Here is a 25,594-nt window from a genome sequence, read left to right on the forward strand (position 1 = left end):
TGTGGTTGATAAACGTGGCGCGAAGTCAGGCTATAACAGCGACAGCCCGCACAGCAGGCGATCGTCTGATGTATTCTCCTCGTCTACCAGCAAGGGATGTGCTTTATTCCACGCCCAGAAGGCGCTGATCAACTGCACTGCGTCATGCGCCGTCAGCGTGGCGGTTTCTCCGGCGTGGAGCGCGCATAACATCTTGATATGGAAGAATTGTCGGGTAAGCGCCAGCAACGCGGAACCATAATCCTGGCAATAGATACCGGGGAAAATATTATGATAGAGACTGTAAATTAATAGGTTACTCATAATGTGCGGCTGATCTGCAAAAAGCGCAATATGGCGTGCCGTTTTCTCAAGTTCGCTGAGCTGCTCCTCAAGCCGTGTTGTTGGTATGATCAACATCTCGCTAAGCTTTAGCGCCAGACGGACCTTCTCTTGCAGGGGAAGATTGATATTCAGGTGCATCTTACCCATCTCTTGTAGGGCTGCCACACGTTTAGGCGGGATAGTGGGAAGATGCGCAAGCTGTTGCGTGATGACCCCTTCCACGGCAAGTATCGCCAATTCCTCGCCGGTTGATGCCAGCAACGCAGGTTCCTGCTCACCGTTATTCCAGTGCCGTTGAGCTTTGCTGAGCAATACCCCCAGTGCGAAAAGCCGTTCTTCGATTGTGAGTGAGGGGGTGGTCGCCAGGTTAATACATTGCTGATTGAGAGCGTTAAGCCACGGAGACAGCGGCTCATCGCTTTCTGATGGGATGTGTGTGGCATGCAGCACGAAGGCGTCGGGGTCGAGGAGTATTTTCTCCGCTGCCGTTACGCAGGCAAGATCAAGGCTTTCGCGTTGCTGGTTTTTCATTTTCATATCAATGCGTTGCCAGTTTTTGTTCTCCATCTTCTGGCAGGCTGCGCAAATGCAATGCACCGTGTTGGCCTCAAACAGGGCGACGTATTTGGGTTGATAGCAATCGATAAGTTCCATAGTTGTTTCTCGTATAAGATGCAGACATTGATTAGCTTCAGGAGTGGGGTTTACGGAAAAACCAGTGAGTACTGTCAACCGTCTTGCCGCTTTTGGGATCTCTGCTCTCGGGCAGGAACGCAAAACTGGGCGCAAGCCCCAGCCACAGGTGACCAAGGTTCATGAGTACACGCCAGGTGACATCCAGGCTGACGTTATTTTCAATAGCCTGTTGGTAGGCGTTCAGCAGTATTGGGATGTACTGACCATTAACCGCATAGGCGCAGCCGCAGCCGGCATCCGTGATCCTGGCGATTCCCTTCAACGTTTTGGTCATAGCCATGGCTTCGTAACGCGCACCCAGTAACAGTACCTGCCAGTTAATCTGCGTCAGGCCGTTGAGCAGTTTGTTGAGCAAATGAATCGTGTTCTCTTTCTTCACAAATCTGATAGTTGCATCCAGCAGCAACACGTTTTGCCAGCCCTGTTCCTGAGCGGTTTGCAGGATATGGCAATGCGTTTTGAGTTCTGCGAGTTCAGGCGTTGCTGCGGTCTGCTTTTCCACCGGCCATAGCTGCTCGGCACTGATGCCAAACTGGTATAGCGATTCGCAAACCGCCTCTAATTCAAGCTTTTTTTCTGGTTCGTAAAGCAGTGCGATGCGCTGGAAGGCTGGCCAGTGAACCTGAGTGGCAAGCGGGGCGTTATGCAATCTGCGGTAATGTGCCAGTAAGTTGCTGTCAGTGACAAAATCTTCCAGTGTAAGATCCACCGGTATGGAACTACCCATGATGAAATCTTTATCAAATGTGTTGTTACTGTGGGATATACAGAGGATCGATCTTCGTGGATCAACTTGTAGTACCGGCAGCGTGAATCCTTTCAGAAATACGGCTTCTTCACCCATGGTGGCGCCATTTTCATAACGGGATTTTTTCAGCAAATTGCGGTGATAACCAAAGGTGCCATTAAGCGCATGACGCTTGCCGAACGGGTGGGTCAGGTAGACTTTATCCAGATGGCTATACCAGATGTAAATCTGATCGCAACCGGAGAACAGGGCGTTACTGTTCAGCATCTGTGCCACCTGATAAGAGATCTTATCGGGTGCATAATAGTCATCATCATCAAAGCAGATGATATATTCACCACGCGCCATATCGTTGAGCATATTGCGTTTTTCGCCCAGAGCCAGCCGTTTTTCGATATGGAGATAACGCACATTTGGCTCTGACCATTGCAGTATCATGGAAACCAGCTCGGCACTGCTTTGCGGTGAGTCATCAAGAATAATCAGTTCGCGCTGTTCCGGTGGATAATCCTGGTATTGCCAGATATAAAGCAGATAAGGCAGAAATTCCCGGCGCTGATAGGTTGGGCAGACCACGCTGACAAAGGGGGTCTGAGTAGGTTTTGATGCCAGTTTGCGCGACATCAAGGTGGAAAAAAGGTTGTCTGAACTAGTTTGGCTGCTTTTTTTTGTTGTTTTGGACATGACTAATTACCGTGACGCTGAGCAATTTTACGGCATAACCAGTGCTGAGCGGATGAGGCATCCATGAGCTTCTGTTCTGTTCTATGCGCCTGGCGCTGTAGTTCCGCGCGATTTGCCTGCATCACCAGTTCCAGGCTTTTTTCCCGCTTGGCCTCCTGTAGCAGGTTGTGTTTAATATCACGCAGTTTAAGATCGCTTAACGCTTGCTCTTGTTTTTGCCAGTCGATAACACTTTGGATATTGCGCTTGTAGCGGGACTGATTAATCATCAATAACGCGGAATCCCCCTGTTTGACACCGACTCCCTCTGCCAAGGAGGTCAGGGCGGCGATATTTTTTTCAAACCGCTGAGAAAGCTGTTTCTGCGTTGAGAGCCTTTTGCTTAAATCTTCAACCGCATTGGTCTGCAATTGATAAAGCTGCTCGAATGTTGAAATTAATTTATTCATAACGATTATCCCGCTTTCGCCAGTGCGCAAAGATCGTCAATCGTGAGATCAAACGGTGCGGCATCCTGGACCTCTTGCTGTAGGAAATTATTGATGGCCGGAGAGAGTTGTACTGCCTTATCCGCCAGGGGGTCGGCACCGGCCACGTAGCCGCCAAGCGGAATGAGCGGTTTGATATTCTGGTATTCGGAATAAAGCTGCTTTAGCGTACGGGCTGCCAACTGGTGCTCACGTTTTGTCACCTGGTTCATGCAGCGGCTAATCGACTGGCCGATATCAATAGCGGGGTAGTGCCCAGCCTCCGCCAATTGGCGAGATAAGACAATGTGCCCGTCCAGAACGGCACGGGCACAGTCAACGATAGGGTCCTGCTGATCGTCGCCCTCCGCCAGCACCGTATAAATAGCGGTCATCGAACCTGCACTTTCACTATTGCCTGCGCTTTCGACCAGCCGGGGAATCAAACCAAATACGGAGGGAGGGTAGCCTTTGGTCGCCGGGGGTTCACCAAGCGACAGGGCGATCTCACGCAGCGCCATGGCATAGCGCGTGAGCGAATCCACCAGCAGCAGGACATCTTTACCTTTATCCCGAAAATGGCTGGCGATGGAGTGACACAGCTCCGTTGCTTTAATGCGCATCAGCGGCGATTCATCCGCAGGGGCGGCGACCACCACCGATTTCGCCAGACCTTTTGCCTGTAGGGCATGCTCGATAAACTCTTTAACTTCCCTGCCGCGTTCGCCAATCAGACCAACGACCACGACTTCTGCCTGTGTATTGCGGGTGATCATGCCAAGCAGTACGCTTTTACCGACACCGCTGCCTGCCATCAGGCCGACTCGCTGCCCTTTACCGATAGTCAGTATGCCGTTGATGGCGCGCACGCCCACATCCAGCGCCGCATCAACCGGTTGACGCCGCAAAGGATGTATCAACGGTAACTGCTGAGGAAGCAGCGTGTCACCGGTAAGTTTACCTTTACTATCAATGGGTTCCCCTAATCCATCAACCACGCGGCCTAACCAGCTATCGCCGATCATCACGCTTTCGGTTTTGGCGGCGGGCAGCACGCGCGCACCGGCAATCAGCCCTGTCGGATGTTTAAATGGCATCAGCCAGGTAATTTCCCGGTTAAAACCCACCACTTGAGCCTCTATCAGCTTGCCGCAGGCACTCTCAATGCGGCAAAGCTGGCCCACCGCCAGATGACAGCCAACGCACTCCAGAAGCAGGCCGTTCACTCGCACCAGGCGCCCGGCGACGCGCGCCAGATCGATCTGTTCGATAGAGCGCAGTGCCTGTTCAAAATCAAGCCTGTTCATGTGGTGGTTCCGGTAGGAGATTCTGTTTCAGCGCATCAACGCACTGATCGAGGCGGTGCTGGCAACCGACATCCATTTCGAGGGTATCGGTGACGATCCTGCATTCCCCCAGGCCCAGTGAAGGGTCGCCTGCCAGCCCCCAATGGCGCGTTTTTTCCGGTTCGACTTCGCTGATGCGACTGTATTCTTCCGGGTTGAGCAGGACACGCACGTCTTTGGGCTGCTGTGGCAAGCTGGTTAGCGCTTCTTCAACCAGAGACAATAGCTGCGTTGGTTTTAGCGCCAGCTCACAGCGGATGACTTGACGGGTGACGTTTTCAACTAATTTCAGCAGCTCTTCTCGGCGCCGTTGCTCGTAGCGATCAAGATACTGCTGTAGCTGTTGGGTCATATTGACAAAGGGGCCCGCTGCTTCAAGGAACTGCTGGCGGCTGGTTTCTTTGCCCTCATTGAGCCCTTTGCGTATACCCTCCTCGCGCCCGAGGCGTAATCCTTCCTGGTGTCCTTCTTCTTTACCCTCTTCAATTCCCTGGGCAAAGCCGCGGTTTAATCCTTCGCTGAAGCCTTCTCTTAGCTTCTGCTGGTAAGCGGCAGGATCAAGCAGGTCTGCGCCATTCATACCGTTTTGCTGCCACCGCTTGTGCAATGGCGGGAACTTATGCAGACGCAGCTTCACAACTGCTTGTCGGTTTGACGTTAACGCCTCAAGCTGTGGACTTTGCTTATCTAACATCGTTATTCCACCGTTTTCTCAGCGAACAATTGCACCTGGATCTCGCCGTCTTCAGCAAGCTGGCGAACGGTCTGCATGATATCTTTGCGTACCTGTTCGATGCGGCTCAGCGGTATTGGCCCCAGACGTGTAGTGGTACTCTGCAACAGCGAAACCTGACGTTTTGGCATAGCGTCACAGATGGCCTGGCGCAGTACCGCCTCGGTCCCCTTCAGGGCAACCGCCCAGTCTTCAATCGCAATATGCTGTACCAGATGCTGGAGTGTCTGCGCATTCTGACGGCTGAGGATGAAGAATTCGTACATCTCATTTTTCAGTTCTTCCACAACCTTTTCATCACGTTCACGTAGTTGATCCAGCAGGACTTGCTGATCGCCAGGAATACGGTTAACGATATTCGCGGCATGCTTAATGCCTGGCACTTTAGAACCGTGTTCCGAAAGCACCGCCACGCCACGTTCGATCAGCCTGTCCAGCTCATCAATCACGTCACGATTGACGTCATCTAACCGCGCGATGCGATAGATAAGCTCATCCTGGCGCTCTTTCGGCAGCAAACTCAGGACGCTTGCTGCAACGTCCGGCGGTAGAAAAGCGAGAAATACCGCCTGTAGCTGAAGATGTTCTTCTTCAATCAGAGCCGCTAACTGCATGGCATCTACCCATTGCAGACGCGCCATTCGATGGCGAATCTCATCGCCATAGATACCATTAATGACGCTGCTGGCGATTTCTCCGCCCAATGCCTTCTCAAGAATGGTGCGCAACCAGGTACGGGACGCGCCGTTGATACCGCTTTGTTCACGGTAGGCATCAAAAAACTCATTTAAGGCCTGACGTGCCTGATCGACCTTCACGCCGTTTAAACGCGCCATGGTTTCGCTCAGAAGGATCACCTCATTGCGGTTCAGTTTCTCCATCAACTGGGCGGCGGCATCTTCACCGACGCTCAGCAGAAGGATGGCAGCCTGTTCCAGACGGTTATGCTTACTATCGGCGCTGGCGTTGTTTTTATCGGTCTGATTAGACGTTATTGCTTCGGTCATTGCTGTTAATCCATTGTTTGAGCACTTCGGCGACACGTTCGGCCTCGTTATGGGCGAGAACCTGGAGATAACGTACTTTGGTTTCAAGGCCGGAACTCAACGGCGGCAGGTTGTCCTCATGGTTCAGCGCGCCTTGATTGAGATTTTTTTCCAGCGAATCCGTTTTTTCGGCTGCCGGAGTCTGTGGCGTATCTTCTCCCGTCGGTGCTGTATTTTCCGGCGTTGCAGCTGCGAGCTGCCCGCTCTGAGTCAGACGCTTCATCAGTGGGCGGATAATGAACAGGAACGCTAATAAGGCCAGTAAACCCATGCCGCCTAACTTGCTCCATTGCAGCACTGCGGGGTCTTGCCACCATTTCATGTCTGGAATGATATCTTGCGGAAGGGCGGTAAAGGTCAGCACGTCCAGTATCAAGGTATCTCCACGTGTCTTATCGATGCCAGCCGCGCTTTCTAGCAGCTTTGTTATAGAGGCAAGCTGTTCAGGCGTGATCTTCTCAAGGGCGGGGGACTGCTGGTTTAGCGCCACCGCGATGCTGAGTTTTTCCAACTTGAAGCCCGGATGGCGGATGTGACGAATATCCCGGTCAAAGGCATATTTACGCTGTTCCTGGTTGCGGCTCATGAGTGAAACCGGCTCGTTGGTGCTGCTTGCCTGAGGATTCGGGGTGGCATTGGCCTGCGCGCCCTGATTATTTGCCGCGGGCGGAGTCTGGTTTACCGGACGGTTGCTTAACGAACCCGGAATCCCCAGAGCCAGCTCATGGGTGGTATTCTCCCGGTTGAGCTGTTCCTCGCTGATCTGCGGCTCTTTGCCGAGCCGTTCCTGCGTTTCTTCAATGCTGCTAAGATTGACGGCCGGGGCCACGCTGATACGGAAATTTTCCGGCCCAACCAGCGACGTCAGCAGCCCGGCGATATTGTGGTGTATTTCGCTTTTAATGCGTTCAACCACCGTGCTGCCGAGCCGTTTGCTGATCAGGTTACTGTCTTCGCCTTGCAGGGTATCCGAAAGGAGATTGCCCTCCTGATCAACCACTCGCACATTGGCCGGGGCCATTCCTGGTACGCTACCGGCGACCAGTTGGACAACCGCGGCAACCTGTTCATCGTTAAGCCGCTTTCCGTAACGCAATTTGACCACTACCGATGCACTGCTATTGGGTTTATTGGTCATCACGAATGAGCTGGATTCGCTCAGGCCCAAATGCACGCGCGCGTTTTCAACGGAATCCAACGACATGATGCTTTTTGACAGTTCGCCTTCCAGGCTGCGCTTATAGCGCACGTTCTGGATAAACTGGCTGCTGCCAAGTAACTCATCCTTGTCCATTAATTCGTAACCATCAGGCAGGATGGCGCTGATTCCTTTTGCCGCCAGTGCCATACGCGCTTGCGCCAGTTTGTTTTCTTTTACCAGCACCTGGCCGTTATTCGGATCGATACGGTAGGTAATATTTTCAGCCCCTAGCGCCTCAACGATTTGTGAGGTAGGGAGTTGTTCCTGTACTCCATAGAGCGCCACATAACCATTACTTTGGTTCCATAGCGATAAAATGATGGCGCCAGCCAGGGCAATGCTGCCCGTTGCCGTCAGTATTTGTTTCAGACTGATGCCGAGCGGGAATGAGAAAGAAGTAAGACGGTCTTTAATTTTATTTAACACATTGAAAACCTTAGAGAGGAATATTTATCACTTCGTCTAACGCAGAGGAAAGCTTATTGCGCGTTTGCATCATTGCTGAAAAAGCCACGCTGGCCTTTTGGCTCTCAATGATTGCCCCACTTAAATCATCGCTTTGCCCCATATCAATGGCTTTCTGTTTCAGACTGGCGCTGTGCTGTAACGCATTAACGTTACCGATCGCGCTGTTCAGCACCTGTGAAAAAGAAACCGGCTGAGTGCCAGCAAATGCCGTGCCGATAGGCATCATCGTGTTGGGCTTGGTAATGATTCCAGACGATGCCAGTGCTGCCGTTTTTTGCATTGTTGCCAGGAGTGACTGTTGTGCCATGCCCATACCAGCGGCGGTAATTTTGTCCGTCATTGCTTCCTCTTTGTGTTCCGATTTTAGGAATAGCATTCAATATCAATGCCTTCTTCGCGCATGGAGGCGAGACGATAGCGCAATGCGCGCGGTGTAATACCCAGGAATTCTGCGGTCTTAGATTTATTGCCGTTATGGCGTTTTAACAGACCGATAATGTACTGATACTCCGCAAGGCGGCCGTGAAGTTTGACGTTACTCATTGCCTGATTTGCCGCTTCGTTCTGCTCGTGGTAAGGCGGTATCGCTTCAGCGGCCATGGCGTCGGTTTGCGGCGCACGTAGGGTTAGCGCGAAATCTGCCGCGTTAATTTGTGCACTGTTGCTAAGAATCATTCCTCGCTGAATAACATTTTCCAACTCGCGGACGTTTCCTGGCCAGTTGTAATTCAATAATGCAGAGAGCGCGTCATCGCTCAACGTCACGGTTTCTTTATGGAATGCGTTGTATTTGCTGATGAAACGCTGCGCAAGTGGCAAAATGTCTTGCTTGCGTTCTCGCAGCGGGGTGATGTGAATGGGAATCACCGAAATACGGTAAAAGAGATCCTGTCGAAAACGCCCTTCGGCAATTTCCACTTGTAAATCTTTATTGGTAGAAGTAATAAGACGAATATCCAGAGGGATACGTTTGTGGCTACCTAAGCGCTCAACTTCCTGTTCTTGTAATACACGCAATAGTTTTGCCTGAAGAGCCAGCGGCATATCGCCAATTTCATCCAATAATAAGGTTCCGCCGTTGGCCTGTTCAAATTTTCCGGCTACGCTGGTAACCGCTCCGGTAAATGCGCCTTTTTCATAGCCAAATAAAATGGCTTCCAACATGCTTTCCGGAATTGCTGCACAGTTAACACCGATATACGGTGCATCATTACCGTAAGAGTTTTCATGAATATATTTAGCTACGCACTCTTTGCCGGTGCCGGTCTCACCCGTGATAAGCGCTGAAACATTATAGTATTGCGCAACGCGGTGTGCTAATGAGAATGCATTTACGCTCACCGGAGCGACTGCAACAAATCCATTCACATTACAAACTTCTTGTCCAATAACAATGCTCATAGAGGAATATAACTCCAACAAAAATCACTTTTGAGTCCCCTGAACCTTATCTTCGCTGTATCAACGAAGGAATCAGTGACCCATTAGGTGTCTGATGAGAGGGACAGAATGCTTAAGGGTTTTTTATATAATAGTTATGATTGAATTGTCTTGTTTTTAATTATTATTAAAATATTAATTGTTTAATAACAATGTATTATGTTTTTTAATTAATTTAACCCACTCTTTATAAATAATGAATTAATAAACAATTTGACCTTGCATTAAAAATAAAATTAGATGAATATTCGGTACGTTAATATTCTGAGTGCAGTGATTTAATTTCTCTCTCAGAAATGGGTCCATCTGCTCACACTGGCAATCCGGAATAATCATGAATCCAGTACTACAGCGAATTATTATCCATCAGAGGGATGAGTTACCTGACTTGGTTAAACTCGATGTCAGTAAACTTGGGCGTCCATGGCATCGTCTGCCAAAGGTAATGAATGATAAATTCGATGTTATTGACACGAGACTGAGTATTTATTTTCTTAAGAAATTGCGTGTGAATGCTGCATTGAAAGCAATGACTTTTGCTATCGATCAGCATTACAAAAACACGCAACTATTTTCTACTCCTTATGGGAACATTGGTTTTGTCATTGACCGTATTTTGTTATTGCATATTCTTCATGATTTTTATGGATTGAATACAAAAGACGGAAATCTTGTGAGCGAACAGGATGACACCAGCCAGGTGACCAAAACGGAAGAACGTCTGAAAAATATCTTAGGGCAGGAACTCACCAGCCTGATCGTTAATAAAGATACGTTTGGTGAAGATCTGGAAATAAAAAGCGATTACTCCACCATTATTAGCCAATGGTCCTGGTGCGTCACCTTTGAGCTTGATGGTTATGATTATGGCCGTTTCAGCATCCTGTTTGATCATCACCATGTCAGCAAGATGCTTGAGTCAATGCGTGTCCCTGAGGTTGCCAGCGAGAATACAGCCAAACAGAACGGTTTCAATCCGGCACATATTGAGCAGCTTTTTTACCGATTACCGCTCAGGCTGACTGGGCGCTTGGCAAATCTCAAACTGACGGTAAATCAGCTTGGCAACATCAATCCTGGTGACATCATCCCGATTCATTTGAATCAGACCTTACCTGTATTTATTGGCAAAGAGCAGATTTTTGACGCCACTATCGCTGAAGATGACGGCAAGTTGTTCTTTTGCGAGCTTAATGACAAAACGGTAGAGAAGCATTATGAATGACCTGCAACGTGAACTGGAGCACCCCCTGGACTTAACCGATCTCAATCTTTCGGATTTGCCGGAGGAAGAAACCGTAGAAGGCAATATCCGTATGGATTTGCAAAGCGAAGCGCATAGCAACGGCTTGACCGATCAGCGAAAGATGGTGCTGTTCAGCCGTATTCCCGTCACGCTAACGCTTGAGGTCGCTTCTGTTGATATTTCCCTTTCTGAACTGATGTCGGTTAATAACGACTCGGTGATTATGTTGGAAAAAATGGCTGGCGAACCACTTGATATCAAGGTCAACGGCATTCCATTTGGTAAAGCGGAAGTTGTGGTGCTTAATGATAAATACGGTCTGCGCATCATTGAGTTCAATGTAAAAGATTTGGATGAACTGACACGATGACGGGTTTGTTTCCACGCTACGGCACCTTCATTTTGTTACTTATTGGCCTGCTTTTGCCATCGTCACTGCTGGCAGCGAACGGTGATATAACGCTATTTAGCACGGCGGCCAATGAATCTGGGCAGGATTACAATGTAAAAATTGAAATTCTGATCCTGATGACTTTGCTTGGGCTGTTGCCAATTATGGTACTGATGATGACCTGTTTTACCCGGTTCATCATCGTACTGGCTATTTTGCGCCAGGCATTAGGGTTGCAGCAAAGCCCACCTAATAAAATCCTGACCGGCATTGCTTTGGCCTTGACGCTGCTGGTGATGCGCCCTGTTTGGACCACCATTTATCAGGATGCCGTTGTTCCCTTTCAGAATGACGAAATTACGCTTAAGCAGGCGCTGATTACCGCTGAAATACCGCTGAAAAAATACATGCTGGCGCAAACGAATAATAAGGCAATGGAACAAATCATGAATATTGCGGGAGAACAGGGCAATCCTCATGAACAGGATCTGACAATTGTGACCCCGGCATATTTATTAAGTGAACTGAAAACTGCGTTTCAGATCGGCTTCATGATTTATATCCCTTTCCTGGTTATTGACCTGATCGTCGCCAGTATTTTGATGGCGATGGGGATGATGATGCTGTCACCGCTGATTGTCTCGCTGCCGTTTAAACTCATGTTATTTGTGCTTTGCGATGGCTGGACTCTGATTGTGGGCACCTTAACCTCCAGTGTGCAGGGATTGTAGCGATGATGACGATAGACATCGCTGGGGACATCATGGCAACCGGGATTCGGTTGGTATTGCTTATCTCTGCCGTGGCCATTTTACCCAGCCTGATAGTCGGTCTGTGCGTGAGCGTGTTTCAGGCGACGACGCAGATTAACGAACAAACGCTCAGTTTTTTACCGCGTCTGGTCGTTACCCTGGCGGTGTTAATTTTTGGTGGCCGATGGATGCTCACCCAACTCGTGGATTTTACGGTGCAGCTCTTTCAACAGTCGGCAGCGCTGGTCGGTTAGCGCATGATGGGAATCGACATTCATGCATTACTCAACCCGCTGATGGCGCTGATTCTGCCTTTTTTCCGCATCGTAGCGTGTCTGTTTTTTGCCCCGGTATTGGATAACAAGGCATTTGCCCGGCGCATTAAAGCCGCCCTGGCCCTGGCGCTGTCGGTCATTATCGCCCCGTTGTTGCCTCACCAGGTGACGCTGACGGAAGTGCTCTCAATGCGAACGGTTATTCTCATCGGTGAGCAGTTGTTATGGGGTTTTTTCTTTGGCATGGCTTTGCAACTGGTATTTGTTGTGTTGCAAACCGCAGGACACATTCTGTCGATGAATATGGGTCTTGGTATGGCAATCATAAACGATCCGGTAAACGGCAGTTCCTCAACGGTGATCTCACAGATTATTTATATTTTCTGCGGTCTGCTTTTTTTCATTATGGATGCGCATCTGCTGCTGGTGACCATTTTATTTAAAGGGTTTATCTATTGGCCTATCGGGCAGGCAATGAGCCAGCCGACGCTGCAACTTATCGCTCAAAGCATCGGCTGGATTATCGCCTCTGCGACCCTGATTGCTCTGCCAACGACCTTCGTCATGCTGATTGTGCAGGGAGGGTTTGGTCTGCTAAACCGCGTTTCGCCGACATTAAACCTGTTTTCACTGGGTTTTCCCATCAGCATGCTGTTTGGGCTGTTCTGTATTTCCATGATGATCACCAATATTCCTGGTCACTACCTTAATTTGACCAATGAAATTCTGGCGAAACTTGACGCGATAAGGATGTACTAATGGCTTCAAGTGGCGATAAAAGCGAAAAACCCACCCCCGAGAAACTGCGTAAAGCCCGTAAGAAAGGGGAACTGCCACGCTCTAAAGATATGACAATGGCGGTAGGTTTACTCGCGTCCTTTTTTACGCTTAACGCGTTCATGCCTTACTACCAGAAGCTGATTGGCGAGTCTTTTGCAGCCGTCAGTACCATGGGAGAAAAACTTAACGATGACAGCGCGCTGCATCAGTTTCTGCTGCTCAACGTTTGGGTGCTGCTGCGTTTTATTGCCACGTTGGTTTTTATCCCGCTGGCCTGCATGATCGCCAGCCTGATTCCCGGTGGTTTGATATTCACCCCCACAAAGCTAAAGCCGGATTTTAAAAAGCTCAGCCCGATCAGCGGAGTCAAGCGCCTGTTTTCCGCTAGCCATTATGTTGACGTCGGCAAGATGCTGCTCAAATGTGGCATTATCCTCGCCGTTTTGTACTCGATGGTGCATAGCTCGATGAGCGAACTGCTTTTTTTGCAGCGCTTATATCTCGGGGAAGCAATTAAGCAGGGATTTGCTATTTTCCGCTACGTTTTCAGCTTTTTCGTCGCGATTATCGCCACTTTCGCGCTATTCGATGTGCCTCTCAGCAAGTTCATGTTTCACAAAAAAATGCGTATGACCAAGCAGGAAGTCAAAGATGAACACAAAAATAACGATGGTAACCCGCAGCTCAAAGCGCGTGTCAGGCAGCTACAGCGCCAGATCTCCGCGGGGCAGATCAATCGCACCGTCCCCACAGCCGATGTGATTATTACCAACCCGACTCACTACGCGGTGGCGCTTAAGTATGCGCCTGAGCGGGCCGAAGCGCCGTTTATCGTCGCCAAAGGGGTTGATGATATGGCCCTGCTGATACGTGACGTCGGCAGCAAACATGCCGTCGAAGTGGTGGAGTTCCCCGCTCTGGCTCGCGCGGTGTACTACACCACCCGCGTCAATCAACAAATTCCGGCGCAGCTGTTTCGCGCTATCGCACATGTTCTGACTTATGTGATGCAAATCAAAGAGTGGCATGCCGGGAAAATTGAACAAAAACCCCGCCTGAACAGGCAAATCAACATTCCGCATGAGGTACGAAAAGCCAATGGCGAATAGTAAATTGCGCAATACGTTCACTTTGCCCCGGCTGGGGTATGCTGGCGTACCGATCCTTGTTCTCTGCGTATTGGCGATGATTATTCTGCCATTGTCGCCGCTGATGCTGGATATCCTTTTTACCTTCAACATCGTTCTTGCGGTGATCGTGTTGCTGGTATCGGTGAATACGCAACGTCCTCTCGATTTTGCCATCTTCCCGACCATACTGCTTATCACCACGTTGATGCGCCTTACTCTTAATGTGGCCTCTACCCGGGTGGTACTGCTACACGGTCATGAAGGCGAGGGCGCGGCAGGTAAAGTGATTGAGGCTTTTGGCCAGGTAGTGATCGGCGGCGATTTTGTCGTTGGCTTTGTCGTATTCGTCATCCTGATGATCATTAACTTTGTGGTGGTCACCAAGGGAGCGGAGCGTATTTCCGAAGTTTCGGCTCGCTTTACGCTTGACGCCTTGCCGGGCAAACAGATGGCTATCGACGCCGATCTCAATGCTGGGCTGGTCAATCAGCAGCAAGCACGCCATCGCCGCCAGGAGGTCGCCAAAGAGGCCGATTTTTACGGCGCTATGGATGGTGCATCGAAGTTTGTGCGCGGCGATGCCATCGCCGGGATTATGATATTGATTATCAACGTGGTGGGCGGGGTCTGTATCGGGATCTTTAAATACGATCTTGATGTCTCACTCGCGTTTCGTCAGTACGTTCTGCTCACCATTGGTGACGGCTTGGTTGCCCAAATCCCGTCTCTTCTGCTGGCCACCGCCGCAGCGCTGATTGTTACACGGGTCAGCGAAGGCAGCGATGTCAGCGATGAGATCAAAGTACAGCTGTTGTCGAAGCCGAAGGTGCTTTACACCGCCGCTTTCGTCATGTTCATTCTGGCCATTGTACCGGGTATGCCACATGTCGCTTTCCTGAGCTTTACAGCCCTGCTGGCATTTGTCGGCTGGCGACAAAGTAAAACGGTGCATCCAGCGCAGGAAGAAGCGGAATTTGATGCTATCAGCGATGCGCTGACGTTGGATACGGTTTCCGATGTTACCTGGGCCAGCATTCCGCTGGTGGAGCCTATCGGTCTGAATCTCGGCTATAAGCTGGTCGGTATGATTGACGAAGCGAAAGGCAGCCCATTGTCCCAGAGAATACGGGGTGTACGACAGGTTATATCTGATAGTTGTGGCATATTGCTGCCAGAAATTCGCATACGGGAAAATTTCCGCCTGAAGCCTTCGCAATATGTCATTAATATCAATGGTATTAAAATGTCATCCGGTGAGGTTCATGTCGATAAACTGATGGCGATACCGGGCTCGGAGATGTATGGCGAGATCGACGGGGTCCTGGATACCGATCCGGCATACGGTATGTCGGTGGTCTGGATCGAGCAGGAACAGAAAGCGAAAGCGTTGAATCTTGGTTATCAGGTGGTAGACAGCGCCAGCGTTGTTGCAACACACATCAACAAAGTGGCACGTGAACAGCTACCAGAATTGTTTAACTATGATGATATTACCCACTTACACGCGCGGTTGGCCGTGCAACTGCCGAAGCTGGCAGAGGATTTGAATGCAGCGTTCAATTTCAGCCAGTTGCTGTGGATTTATCGGCAGCTCCTGCTTGAACAGGTGTCATTAAAGGACATTTCGACGATTGCTACCACGCTGCTGGAAAGTTCGGCTATCACCAAGGAGCCGATACTGCTCACATCAGATGTTCGTTATGCACTGCGCCGCGCAATCATCCACAGCATCAACAACGATCGTCCGCAATTGTCGGTCTTTACCATGAATAGTGAACTGGAGAACATGCTGCTTGGATCGCTTAACCAGGCGCAGCAAACGGGAAAAGTGGAGTTGGACAGTTTCCCGGTCGATCCTAATATTCTGACTCAACTTCAGAACACCATGCCGATGATTTATGAGCAGATGAAAGCTCAGGGGATGCCGCCGATTCTGTTGGTTACCCCACAATTACGGCCTTGTATTTCTCGTTACGCCCGTCTGTTTGCCAAAGGTCTTCACGTCCTTTCGTATAACGAAGTACCGGATGGTCTTGAACTCATGATTGTTGGATCATTGTCATAGGCTGTGCCCCTATACTTCTGTGAACTCGGGGCGATTAACGCCAGATAATAATCTGGGGTGTTTAAGTTTTATATTAGATGTGTCGCCAGTAAGCTAAGGAAGGATATTTTCCGCACTGTCTGATGAAGCCTGGTGGGAAGAAGATAATGAATATTCTGAAATTGGATCTTACCAGGCAAAGGTATGAGAGGACTATTTAATTACAAATATGTTTATCTCAATATCGGTCTGCTTTTTTGGCTGTTAGTTTTGCTAGCGCTGGTAATGGATAAATACGTTTATGTTGTTGCTGGCTCTTTTGCTGCCGTGATGGCCTTCTATTTACATATTCGTCAGGAGAACAATAAAAAAATGTTTGGGAAAAAAATGCAAGAATTGGCCACGGTATCTGTCACTCCCATTAGTACCGCTAGCGAACCTACTCAGGAAATGGAGAATCACGAGCGGGCTGAAACCGTGATTTCTTCGGGAGTCTGTGTTGAAGGTAATATTACGGCAACAGGTAAAGTTTTGATTTGTGGCGAAGTGAAAGGGAATATTTATGCCGAAGAAGGGAGTATCACCATTAGCCGTGCTGGCCGTGTAGAAGGTGATATTGTCAGTAAAGAATTGATTATTGACGGTTGCGTATTGGGTGAGTGTAAAGCGGATATCCTGACTATTCGGGAAAATGCCTGTGTGACCGGGGCACTGGTTTACAAAGCGTTTTCCGTGCACAAAGGCGGGCGTTTTACCGGTAAGGCAGAAGAAAAGCCCGGCAGTGAGGTGGTATCTTCAGCACGGATTATCGACTTGCCTTCTCAGTTAGAGGACGTGATGTAAATATAAATTGTTTACTGATGGTTTGTCATAGATTGAGCCGTTAACACAGCAATAAAGGTTAATATTGGTTTTAATTCGTGGAGTCGTTAGATGGATAGCATACGGAAAAACAAGATAATTGATGCGATGATCGTTGAGATTATAGAGGTTATAAAAGTCATACAGTTACGTGCCGGTATTGATGACATTGTTGTCGCGGTTGGAGACACAGATAATGGGGGGTGTAATATTACTGTGAAAATAGGTGATATACCTGATTTTAATGTGTCATTTAAGACGGTAATAAATGATTTTTGAAAAATACATTCAGATTTATGACTGAAAATATCTTTGAAATTATATTACTGCATTTGGGAGGGTAAATGGCTATTAATAGAGAATGTATTGCGGAAGTGATGAAGAAATTCCTGTTATCTGATAATACGGGTATCCATAAACTTTCAATGGCTGAACAGAAGGTTATTGTTGCCGTGGCACATGGAAAAACGCTAACTGAATTAGCAGTAAAGAGAAATCTAAGTATCAGAACGCTATCAACTCAAAAACGTAACGCCTATAAAAAAATAAATATTAAATCTGATGTCGAGTTTATTCATTATATCTATACTTTTATTGGCAGATAATAATTGTCTGGGTTAGGCAATGTATCTCTATTGCACAGGAGTACCACTAGCAATGACTTGAACGCGGCTGTGTGGTCAGGCTTAAACATTGGCCACCATGCCCTGAGCCTTGATGGTGGGCTTGTGGCTTACCAGCGGCAATGGAGGAAGAGGGCTCTTTGGCCTGGATTATCTTGCCGCTATCATCTCAGGATCGCGATTTAAACACGTTGCTCACCCCGATCAAATATCTCTCCTTTATCACGGCGTAACTCCTGGTTATTCCATGATGAACTGCACCGCAAGAAAATCGGGCCTCTCATCCCTTATAACGTAGCCATTGTTGCTTATCAGGTAAGCGGCTTGGTGAATAGATTGGTTAATTTGCGAACTTGATCACTTGACTGGTCAACTAATCCTAACCTATGTTGAAGCTACCTTCTTTTCCGTTCCTGGGAGCTGTTTTCATGGGATCTATCCGCACGTTAAACGGTGATATTGCCGCAGGTCAGCTTGGCGTAACCTACAGTCACGATCATATTTATTGCATTCCGCCTTATTGGGCTGAACGTAACGATGATGACCTGTTGCTAGACGATTTACAGGCTTCAGAACGGGAACTGGCGGATTTTCGCCAAGTCGGTGGCAAGGCCATTTATGATGCTACGGCACCGGATTATGGCCGCCAGGTGGTTGCGGTAGCCGAGATGGCCAAGCGTCAGCAACTGCACGTTATTGCCACGGCGGGGTTTAACAAAGGGTTTCTCTGGAGCAGCCAGCGGCCTGGTTCAACACAGAGCTTTGCCGCCTGGATTGAAGGCGCTTCAATTGATCAACTGGCGGAGCACGTCAGCCGGGAAGTTACCGAAGGAATCGAAGGCAGCCGTTACCGGGCTGGAGTGGTGAAATGTGGCACTGGCTACAACACCATCTCCCCTTTAGAACGAAAAACCATGGAAGCGATCGTCAGAGCCCAGCAAAGTACGGGGGCTCCGATGCACAGCCATACGGAAATGGGCACCATGGGGCTGGAACAGGCCCGGATATTTAAACAACTGGGGCTGGACTTGTCCCGTTTATGCTTTGCGCATATGGATCGTAATCCCGATCCTTGGTATCACCGTCAGATTGCCAATACCGGGGCCTTCCTCTCTTTTGACGGCATGAGTCGCATCAAATATTACCCGGAACATATCCGCACGCAGGCCATCTTGGCGCTGTGCAAACGGGGCTATCAAAAACAAATTTTACTCGGCGGCGATTTCGCCCGCAAATCCATGAGTGCCCACTATGGCAAAGGCGGTTTGGGGCTGAAATTTATTCTGGCTGATTGGCGGCCAAGGTTTATCGAAGAGGCCCAGGAAGCAGGGTTCGATGGTGAAGCCTTACTGCATGATTTCTTTGTCGACAATCCGGCCCGCTACTTTGCTTTCAGCTAAGGAGGCTCAATGAAACTGCACGCGTTGAATGAGCAACAGGCCAAGCAGGCTCTGGCAAAGGCACAGATAGCGCTGTTACCGCTGGGGGCGGTGGAACCCCATGGCGATCATCTACCGCTGGATACCGATAACTTGCTGGCTGAGCGATTTTGCGCCTTGTTAGAGAAGCAACTGGGCGAGGCCGCGCTCAGCCTGCCGGTGGTGTCCTACAGCCAGGTCTGGTCACTGCGTGGGCATGCGGGCGCGATCGATATTGGTCATGAGCTGCTGGTGCAACTGTTGCTGGCGCTGGCGCGCAACATGGCCGGTTACGGCATTGCCACCACGGCGGTGATTAATGCGCATTACGGTAATTTTGACGCCATCAAGGCTGCCGCCAGACAGTTGAAAGAAGAAGGCATTACGCTACTCAGCTATAGCTGGGCAGGTATGGATCACTGTGTCAGCCAATGGCGCACTTCTGCCGTGGCCTATCCCGGTTATATGCATGCGGATGAAATTGAAACCTCTCTGATGCTGGCATTGGCTCCCGAACACGTCGATATGACGCAGGCACGCTCACACTACCCTGAATTCCCAGAGAATTTTCGTTATCAGCCAGTGCGCTGGACCGAGTTTTCCGACTACGCGGTGCTGGGCGACCCAAGCTGCGCCAGCCAGGATAAAGGGCAGGCATTTGTGCAGCAGGCATTGGAAACCACTCTGGCCTCTATTCGCCACCATTTGAGTGTAGGGGGCAGCGATGATCGTTCGGCAAGCCATTAGTATTGATAACCCGGCCAGTAACGCGGCAGAGGCGATTCAGGCTGCGGGCCAGGCGCTTTGCCTGGCTGGTGCCTGTCACCCGGAATATGTTCAGGCGATGGTGGCCAGCTATCAGGAATTTGGCCCTTATTTTGTGATTGCGCCCGGTTTGGCTATGCCCCATGCCCGCCCGGAACAGGGGGCGATCAAGGCACAATTCAGCCTGGTACGGCTGCGCGAGCCGGTGGTGTTCGGCCATGCCGAGAACGATCCGGTGCAGGTTTTGCTAGGGCTGTCGGCTACCAGCAGTGACCGGCATATTCAACTGATCCAGCACATCGTAACTTTGCTGGCAGATGAAGAGAACCTGCATACGTTAATGAATTCACGCGATCCCGAGCAGTTGTATCAACTGATAACCCGCGTGAAATAAGCAGGCTTTGAGGGTTTAACAGGAGTGAATGCAATGAAAATTCTGACGGTGTGCGGTTTAGGGATGGGTTCCAGCCTGATCCTGAAAATGAACGTGGAGTCGGTGTTAAAACAGCAAGGGATTCAGGCTTCTGTGGAACATATGGATGTTTCTTCTGCGGCTTCGGCCAATGCCGATCTGGTGATCACCAATGCTGAATTGGTGGATAACCTACGGCATCTCTCTTGCCCGGTGGTGATTGTTAATAACTATATTGACAGCAAAGAGATCGCCCAGGCCCTGGAACAGGCCGGTATTCTGACGCGGGGAGCATAGCCATGAGCGAGTTTCTGGGGGTATTGCGCTGGATCACGGTCAATATTTTTGGGGAAGCTTCTATTTTAATCGGCCTGATTGTTCTGCTGGGCCTGGTGTTACAAGGCAAACCGCTGGCGGACATTGTTTCTGGCACGTTGAAAGGCATTCTGGGGTTTCTGATCATCGGTGCCGGAGCGGGTATTATCGTCTCGGCCCTGTTGATCTTTCAGCCCATCTGGACAGAAGTGTTCGGCCTGAGCTCAATGAGTTTAACCAACATTATCGGCCAGGTGCATTTCACCGAACGCTATGGCAGTAGCGTCACCATTGCCATCGCGGGCGGTTTTGCGCTGAACCTGCTGCTGGCCCGGCTGACTTGCTTTAAATATATCTACCTGACCGGCCATATGATGTTCTGGACCACGATGATTTTTGCCGGCGTGATGGTCAACAGTAACCCGGCGATTTCCGGCCTGCAACTGACGCTGATGCTGACGGTGATTATGGGGCTCTACTGGACGTTGCAGCCTGCGCTGGTGCAGCCTTGGGTGCGTAAAATCACCGGCAACGATAACGTGGCATTAGGGCACACCTCGGCCTCTGTGGCTTTGCTGGGGGCGCTGTTTGGCCAGATTTTTGCTGCCAACAAAATCAGTTCTGAAGACATCAAGGTGCCGAAGAAACTCGGTTTCCTGCGGGATTCCAACGTGGTGACGGCGTTGACTATGTCGCTGTTGTTCTTCATCGGGACGTTTATTCTGCAAATCAAGGGCACGCCAAAGGCGGCTGAAATTCTGGTACAGTCTGGCGATCTGAGCTTCTACATTTATGCGTTAAAACAGTCACTGATGTTTACCGGTGGTATCGCCGTGGTGCTGCTTGGGGTACGGATGTTCATCGGTGAAATGGTGCCCGCGTTTAACGGTATCGGTTCACGCTTGGTGCCCGGCGCCAAACCAGCGCTTGACTGCCCCATCCTGTTTAACTTTGCCCCTAATGCGGTGGTGTTGGGCTTCGTGGGTGCCTTTGTCGGCTCACTGTTGTGGCTCACCCTGATAGGCCGCTATACCGGTTACGTGTTTATCCCCAGCATGATCGTGATTTTCTTCCACGCCGGTACGGCGGGGGTGTTTGGCAATATCACCGGTGGCTATAAAGGGGCGTTGCTGGCCGGGTTTATCACTTCCACCGTGGTAGCCTGGGGGCAGTATTTCTGCGTCAATTACTTCATCAGTAACACTATCCCTGACACCGCGCTGTGGGCCGGTGACAGCGATATGTTTGTTCTGGCCCCGTTGATTGCAGCGTTGACCAGGCTACTGACATTCTGACTTTATGAGGAAAGGGTATGAGCAAGGCATTGACTCAGTATTACCAACAAATCCGGCAGAAGCTGGCCCAGTTGGAGCAGCAGCCTGATACGTTAAAATGCGCGGCGAAAGTTATGGCAGAGACGGTGCTAGCCGATCGCAACCTGTTTGTTTTCGGAGCTAGCCACGCGGGGATTCTGGCGGAGGAAATGAGTTACCGTGCGGGTGGGTTGGCCATCGTTAATCCGCTGTTTACGCCCGCTTTGATGCTCAACGTCCGGCCATTGACGCTGACCAGCGCGGTGGAAAACGTGGAGGGGCTGGGGCGGGTGCTGGTTGAACAGTCGCCGTTGCAAGCGGGGGATACGCTGCTGGTGCACTCGGTTTCTGGTCGCAATGCCATTACTATTGATGTTGCTCTGGCTGCGCGGGCCTGTGGTGCCAAGGTGATCGCCATCACCAGTTTAGCCACGGCGGCGCGCGTAACTTCGCGCCACTCCAGCGGCAAGCTGTTGGTGGATATCGCGGATATCACCATCGATAACCAATGCGAGTATGGCGATGCTGCCGTTAGCCTGCCGGGGTTGGCCCAGAAGGCAGCGCCGCTATCGACCATCATGGGAGCAACCATCGCCAACAGCCTGGTGCTACAGATCTGCGAACTGATGCAGGAAAAACAGCGCACGCCACCGATCCTGGCGAGCGCAAACATAGACGGTAATCAGAAGATAAATCAGGATATACTTGACGCATATAGGAGCCAAATACACTACCTCTGAGTGGAGCATGAGTATGTTTGAGTCGGACGGACTCCCTCTGTATCTCAGGATAAAAGGCATCATCCTGCAACGGATCATCACCTTTACCTACGACGATAAACTGCCCGGCGAGCTGTTGCTCGCCGATGAGTTCAAGGTTGCCCGCGGTACTATCAAACAGGCGATAGATTCGTTGGCCAGCATCGGCATGGTGTATCGGGAGCAGGGTAAAGGCACCTTTATTAATCGTGATGCGTTGCACAAATATTATACCGACCTGCCGGATGTTCTGGTGACCTTCAACTCGGTCATGCCGGTTAAGGTAGAGATCCTGTCCCTGTTATCGACAATGGCCAACCAAGAGGTGGCCGACCGGATGCAGCTGGATTTGGGTAGCCAACTGATGCGCCTTGAACGGTTGTTTATACAAGAGGAGCAGGTGATGGGCCATTCGATCACTTACTTGAATGGCCGGGTGTATAACGATCTGAGCCATATTGATGAAAGTAGCTCGTTGTATGAACAGCTACGCGAAACGTTCGGTTATTCCCCAACCAAAGCGACTGAGCGCTATTTGCCGGTTATCTGCGATGCCAAATTGGCCAGCTTGCTGGACCTGGAACAAAACAGCGCTTTGTTCAGGATTGAACGCATCGCCAGTAATCTGGATGATGTGGTGCTTGAGTACAGCATCACGCATACCCAGAATGCCACGCTGTCGTTACAGATTATTGCCAATCAGAGTGTGGTAAATCAGCAGTGGAACTGTACCATCAATAAAGAGCAATGAGTTTGAGTGGCCTTATGGAACGATTGACAGATACGGTAACTGTTGAGGGGCTTGTAGCGACGATTGCTGCTATGGCTATCTTTGCCATATTTGGTCAAATCCAGGTGAGTGCTGGGTTGGTAACTCTGGTGAACGGGTTGATTCATTAAGCAACACGAGTTAAATCACTGCCCCGTGCTTTAATGGCGGGGATGAGACATAAACGGTCAAGGTATAAGATGGAAGAAAAAACGGAAATGAGTTCTCCTCAGCGCGATGCCTTTTTGGATGAGAGAACGTTCAAGTCTCGAACTGTTCTGCTGTTTGGGCAAATCAACGATACGGTAGCGTACAATGTCGTCAAGCAGCTTGTGGCGCTTTCTGACGAATCCTCTGCGCCGATCAATTTCCTGATTTGTTCACCCGGCGGCCATGTGGAGTCGGGTGATGTGATCCACGATGTTATCCGCTTTATTAGTGCCCCGGTTAACATGATAGGCAGCGGTTGGGTAGGGAGTGCGGCGATTAATGTGTTCCTGTCTGTGCCAAAGGAACGTCGCTTCTGTTTAACAAACACACGTTTTCTGATCCATCAGCCTAGCGGTGGTATTGGCGGCCAGGCTACCGATGTTGCCATTCAGGCACGAGAAATTATCCGTATACGGGAACGCATTGCTGCTTTAATTGCGAAAGAGACTGGACAGAAACAGGAAAAAGTCTTGAGCGACATCGAACGCGATTTTTGGATGCCAGTAGCAGAAGCGATCGAGTATGGCTTGGTATCAAAATCCATTGTGAGCGACAAGGAAATAGCCTGATTTTTTCTCAAAAAACTGATTTGGTACAACAATCTACAGATAGATCTGCTGGCGCCCCTGTTTTTGCATAACACGTTGACTGAGAATCTGGCTTTCTATTCCCGCAACAATACTAATTGTCTGGGGATTACTGATGGCCTGCGGCGTATTCCAGTAAGATCGGCACATCATCATGTTTTTGTCTAAAGGAATGAATACCAATGTCTTTGGTTGAAATGGCTGCGAGTACAACCTACGCGGCTTCAGTATGGATGGCTGCACGTAATAATGTACATACCTGGTGGATAGGTATTATTGGTTGTCTGTTGTACGGATGGGTATTTTTTTCTGTTCAGCTATACGCCGATGTAACGCTTCAGATCTTTTTTATTGCCAGCAGTATCGCGGGTTGGGTGAATTGGTTAAAAGGCAACCAGGGGAGCGCAATCCCCATCCGTAAAACCCCAGGATGGAGACTCGCTGCCTTTGCCTTCGCAGCGTTGTGTGTCTCATCAGGCTATGCTTATATCCTTCACAGTTTTACCAACGCTTGGTCCCCCTGGCTTGACTCATTGATCATGACATTCAGCATCATGGCGCAGTTTATGCTGATGGGGAGAAGGATTGAAAACTGGTATGCCTGGCTGCTGGTCAATACCATCGCAGTCCCTCTTTATGCTTCACGCGAGTTATATCTCACTGCTGGCCTCTATCTTATCTTTTGGTGTAATGCCTGGTACGGGCTTTATCAATGGCGCCGGGAGATGAAAACCCTATGAAACGCTTTGCTACTGGGCTGATCGTGGGTAAGTTTGCGCCTTTACATCAGGGCCATGAAATACTGATTAATGCTGCGCTTGAGGTGTGCGAAAAATTGGTCATTATCAGTTATTCCTTACCCGAACTCCCCGGCTTTGCCCCAGCCAGACGGCGGTGTTATCTTCAGGCTCGTTTCCCGCAGGCACATATTCTGGTGCTCGCTCCTGAAGAGGCTTTAGCCTGGGGCATTGGCCCGATGCCACATAATGACAGTGATGACGATTCGCACCGTCATTTCGTGGCCTCATTGTGCCTGCAACAGCTGAACGTCATGCCTGAAGCCGTATTCACCGCCGAGGACTATGGTGATGGCTTCGCCCAAGTACTCAGTACGCGTTTTCAGCGGCAAGTTCTGCATGTGCGCTTACAGCGTGAGTCGGGGCCGGGAGCGAGATCGGGAACCTTAATTCGTTCCGATATTCATCGATATCGGCATCTTGTCGCTCCTGAAGTGTATGCTCACTTTGTTCACCGCATCTGTATTCTGGGCGGCGAATCCACGGGTAAGAGTACGTTAAGCATTGCATTGGCTGCTGCGCTAGACACGCTGTCTATCAGTGAGTATGGCCGTGAGCGTTGGGAGCAAAGGAAAGGGCATTTGATTTTCGATGACCTGCTGGAGATTGCACAAACCCAGATTTTGCGGGAAATGACTGCCCGCCCTAATCGCTATTTGGTTTGTGATACTTCGCCACTGACCACGTTATTTTATTCACTGGCGATGTTTGGCAAAGCAGATCCGGCATTGGAAGCATTAGCCTGCCAACATTATGATACCGTTGTGCTTTGCGCCGACGATTTCCCCTTTCAGCAGGATGGCACTCGCCAAGGTGAATCATTCCGCCAACGGCAACAGCAATGGTATATCGATGAATTGACCCAGCGTAACATTCCTTTCTTATACGTTACCGGCAGCGTGGCACAACGATTAACGCAGATCCTCAACCACTTGCCTCCTCACATTGCGGACATCGCCTAACGTAAAAAAAGCCTTCAGTATCAAAATCATGAA

General features: G+C 49.9%; 29 protein-coding genes. 20 read left to right on the forward strand and 9 right to left on the reverse strand.

The features are described from left to right. Positions 1 to 30: 30 nt before the first annotated feature. Genes Z042_RS07390 through Z042_RS07430 form a run of 9 tightly spaced genes read right to left on the reverse strand, consistent with a single transcriptional unit; the run spans position 31 to position 9,114 of the window. Positions 31 to 978 (reverse strand): hypothetical protein, encoded by a 948-nt coding sequence (locus tag Z042_RS07390; protein ID WP_024911207.1) that lies wholly within the window; start codon positions 976 to 978, stop codon positions 31 to 33. 37 nt (positions 979 to 1,015) lie between these two features. Then, positions 1,016 to 2,452 carry a glycosyltransferase family 2 protein gene (locus Z042_RS07395; RefSeq protein WP_024911208.1) on the reverse strand — a complete coding sequence of 479 codons (1,437 nt, stop codon included), beginning with the start codon at positions 2,450 to 2,452 and terminating at the stop codon, positions 1,016 to 1,018. A 2-nt stretch (positions 2,453 to 2,454) separates the two neighbouring features. Then, positions 2,455 to 2,901, reverse strand: a complete 447-nt coding sequence (gene fliJ / locus Z042_RS07400) for a flagellar export protein FliJ (protein ID WP_024911209.1) — start codon at positions 2,899 to 2,901, stop codon at positions 2,455 to 2,457. A gap of 5 nt (positions 2,902 to 2,906) precedes the next feature. Next, positions 2,907 to 4,226 carry a flagellar protein export ATPase FliI gene (gene fliI, locus Z042_RS07405; protein WP_024911210.1) on the reverse strand — a complete coding sequence of 440 codons (1,320 nt, stop codon included), beginning with the start codon at positions 4,224 to 4,226 and terminating at the stop codon, positions 2,907 to 2,909. Beyond that, positions 4,213 to 4,959, reverse strand: coding sequence for a flagellar assembly protein FliH (fliH, locus tag Z042_RS07410; protein WP_024911211.1), 747 nt, complete (start codon positions 4,957 to 4,959; stop codon positions 4,213 to 4,215). The genes fliI and fliH overlap by 14 nt, the downstream gene beginning before the upstream one ends. Before the next feature lie 2 nt (positions 4,960 to 4,961). Further along, positions 4,962 to 6,005, reverse strand: coding sequence for a flagellar motor switch protein FliG (locus Z042_RS07415; RefSeq protein ID WP_024911212.1), 1,044 nt, complete (start codon positions 6,003 to 6,005; stop codon positions 4,962 to 4,964). Continuing rightward, the gene (gene fliF / locus Z042_RS07420; RefSeq protein WP_024911213.1) at positions 5,983 to 7,671 is read right to left on the reverse strand and encodes a flagellar basal-body MS-ring/collar protein FliF; all 1,689 of its coding nucleotides are present in this window, start codon (positions 7,669 to 7,671) and stop codon (positions 5,983 to 5,985) included. Before fliF ends, Z042_RS07415 begins: the two co-directional genes overlap by 23 nt. Positions 7,672 to 7,681: 10 nt before the next feature. Continuing rightward, entirely contained in the window at positions 7,682 to 8,053 is a 372-nt protein-coding gene (gene fliE, locus Z042_RS07425) for a flagellar hook-basal body complex protein FliE (protein WP_024911214.1), read from the reverse strand. Positions 8,054 to 8,076: 23 nt separating this feature from the next. Beyond that, positions 8,077 to 9,114, reverse strand: coding sequence for a sigma-54 interaction domain-containing protein (locus Z042_RS07430; RefSeq protein ID WP_024911215.1), 1,038 nt, complete (start codon positions 9,112 to 9,114; stop codon positions 8,077 to 8,079). 373 nt (positions 9,115 to 9,487) lie between these two features. On the opposite strand from Z042_RS07430, the gene Z042_RS07435 reads away from it, so the two are divergent. The 20 genes from Z042_RS07435 (at position 9,488) to Z042_RS07530 (ending at position 25,561) form a co-directional block, all read left to right on the forward strand. Continuing rightward, positions 9,488 to 10,378 (forward strand): FliM/FliN family flagellar motor switch protein, encoded by an 891-nt coding sequence (locus Z042_RS07435; protein WP_024911216.1) that lies wholly within the window; start codon positions 9,488 to 9,490, stop codon positions 10,376 to 10,378. Then, positions 10,371 to 10,769 carry a FliM/FliN family flagellar motor switch protein gene (locus Z042_RS07440; RefSeq protein ID WP_024911217.1) on the forward strand — a complete coding sequence of 133 codons (399 nt, stop codon included), beginning with the start codon at positions 10,371 to 10,373 and terminating at the stop codon, positions 10,767 to 10,769. Before Z042_RS07435 ends, Z042_RS07440 begins: the two co-directional genes overlap by 8 nt. Next, on the forward strand, positions 10,766 to 11,521 hold the full coding sequence (gene fliP / locus Z042_RS07445; protein WP_024911218.1) for a flagellar type III secretion system pore protein FliP: 756 nt from the start codon (positions 10,766 to 10,768) through the stop codon (positions 11,519 to 11,521). Before Z042_RS07440 ends, fliP begins: the two co-directional genes overlap by 4 nt. Before the next feature lie 2 nt (positions 11,522 to 11,523). Further along, positions 11,524 to 11,796: a flagellar biosynthesis protein FliQ gene (gene fliQ / locus Z042_RS07450; RefSeq protein WP_024911219.1), complete on the forward strand. Its 273-nt coding sequence runs from the start codon at positions 11,524 to 11,526 to the stop codon at positions 11,794 to 11,796. Between the two features lie 6 nt (positions 11,797 to 11,802). Then, entirely contained in the window at positions 11,803 to 12,576 is a 774-nt protein-coding gene (locus Z042_RS07455; RefSeq protein WP_024911220.1) for a flagellar biosynthetic protein FliR, read from the forward strand. After that, the gene (gene flhB, locus Z042_RS07460; protein ID WP_024911221.1) at positions 12,576 to 13,706 is read left to right on the forward strand and encodes a flagellar type III secretion system protein FlhB; all 1,131 of its coding nucleotides are present in this window, start codon (positions 12,576 to 12,578) and stop codon (positions 13,704 to 13,706) included. Before Z042_RS07455 ends, flhB begins: the two co-directional genes overlap by 1 nt. Then, the gene (locus tag Z042_RS07465; RefSeq protein WP_024911222.1) at positions 13,696 to 15,792 is read left to right on the forward strand and encodes a flagellar biosynthesis protein FlhA; all 2,097 of its coding nucleotides are present in this window, start codon (positions 13,696 to 13,698) and stop codon (positions 15,790 to 15,792) included. Before flhB ends, Z042_RS07465 begins: the two co-directional genes overlap by 11 nt. Positions 15,793 to 15,975: 183 nt before the next feature. Next, on the forward strand, positions 15,976 to 16,614 hold the full coding sequence (locus Z042_RS07470; RefSeq protein WP_024911223.1) for a bactofilin family protein: 639 nt from the start codon (positions 15,976 to 15,978) through the stop codon (positions 16,612 to 16,614). Between the two features lie 90 nt (positions 16,615 to 16,704). Next, the gene (locus tag Z042_RS07475; protein ID WP_024911224.1) at positions 16,705 to 16,911 is read left to right on the forward strand and encodes a hypothetical protein; all 207 of its coding nucleotides are present in this window, start codon (positions 16,705 to 16,707) and stop codon (positions 16,909 to 16,911) included. Between the two features lie 65 nt (positions 16,912 to 16,976). Further along, positions 16,977 to 17,237 (forward strand): helix-turn-helix transcriptional regulator, encoded by a 261-nt coding sequence (locus Z042_RS07480; RefSeq protein ID WP_024911225.1) that lies wholly within the window; start codon positions 16,977 to 16,979, stop codon positions 17,235 to 17,237. A 446-nt stretch (positions 17,238 to 17,683) separates the two neighbouring features. Continuing rightward, a complete protein-coding gene (locus Z042_RS07485) occupies positions 17,684 to 18,655 on the forward strand; it encodes a phosphotriesterase family protein (RefSeq protein ID WP_024911226.1) in 972 nt (323 codons plus the stop codon). 9 nt (positions 18,656 to 18,664) lie between these two features. After that, a complete protein-coding gene (locus tag Z042_RS07490) occupies positions 18,665 to 19,420 on the forward strand; it encodes a creatininase family protein (protein ID WP_024911227.1) in 756 nt (251 codons plus the stop codon). Then, entirely contained in the window at positions 19,398 to 19,832 is a 435-nt protein-coding gene (locus tag Z042_RS07495; RefSeq protein ID WP_024911228.1) for a PTS sugar transporter subunit IIA, read from the forward strand. The genes Z042_RS07490 and Z042_RS07495 overlap by 23 nt, the downstream gene beginning before the upstream one ends. A 33-nt stretch (positions 19,833 to 19,865) precedes the next feature. Continuing rightward, the gene (locus tag Z042_RS07500) at positions 19,866 to 20,147 is read left to right on the forward strand and encodes a PTS sugar transporter subunit IIB (RefSeq protein WP_024911229.1); all 282 of its coding nucleotides are present in this window, start codon (positions 19,866 to 19,868) and stop codon (positions 20,145 to 20,147) included. Positions 20,148 to 20,149: 2 nt separating this feature from the next. Further along, entirely contained in the window at positions 20,150 to 21,460 is a 1,311-nt protein-coding gene (locus Z042_RS07505) for a PTS ascorbate transporter subunit IIC (protein WP_024911230.1), read from the forward strand. A gap of 17 nt (positions 21,461 to 21,477) precedes the next feature. Next, complete coding sequence (locus Z042_RS07510) at positions 21,478 to 22,218, forward strand: sugar isomerase domain-containing protein (protein ID WP_024911231.1); 741 nt, start codon at positions 21,478 to 21,480, stop codon at positions 22,216 to 22,218. A 13-nt stretch (positions 22,219 to 22,231) separates the two neighbouring features. Next, on the forward strand, positions 22,232 to 22,987 hold the full coding sequence (locus tag Z042_RS07515; protein WP_024911232.1) for a GntR family transcriptional regulator: 756 nt from the start codon (positions 22,232 to 22,234) through the stop codon (positions 22,985 to 22,987). Positions 22,988 to 23,205: 218 nt separating this feature from the next. After that, entirely contained in the window at positions 23,206 to 23,784 is a 579-nt protein-coding gene (locus Z042_RS07520) for an ATP-dependent Clp protease proteolytic subunit (RefSeq protein WP_024911233.1), read from the forward strand. A gap of 200 nt (positions 23,785 to 23,984) precedes the next feature. Next, a complete protein-coding gene (gene pnuC, locus Z042_RS07525; protein ID WP_024911234.1) occupies positions 23,985 to 24,542 on the forward strand; it encodes a nicotinamide riboside transporter PnuC in 558 nt (185 codons plus the stop codon). Beyond that, positions 24,539 to 25,561, forward strand: coding sequence for an AAA family ATPase (locus Z042_RS07530; protein ID WP_024911235.1), 1,023 nt, complete (start codon positions 24,539 to 24,541; stop codon positions 25,559 to 25,561). The genes pnuC and Z042_RS07530 overlap by 4 nt, the downstream gene beginning before the upstream one ends. Positions 25,562 to 25,594: the final 33 nt, after the last annotated feature.

Origin of the sequence: Chania multitudinisentens RB-25, assembly GCF_000520015.2 — a bacterium.
Lineage (GTDB): Bacteria > Pseudomonadota > Gammaproteobacteria > Enterobacterales > Enterobacteriaceae > Chania > Chania multitudinisentens.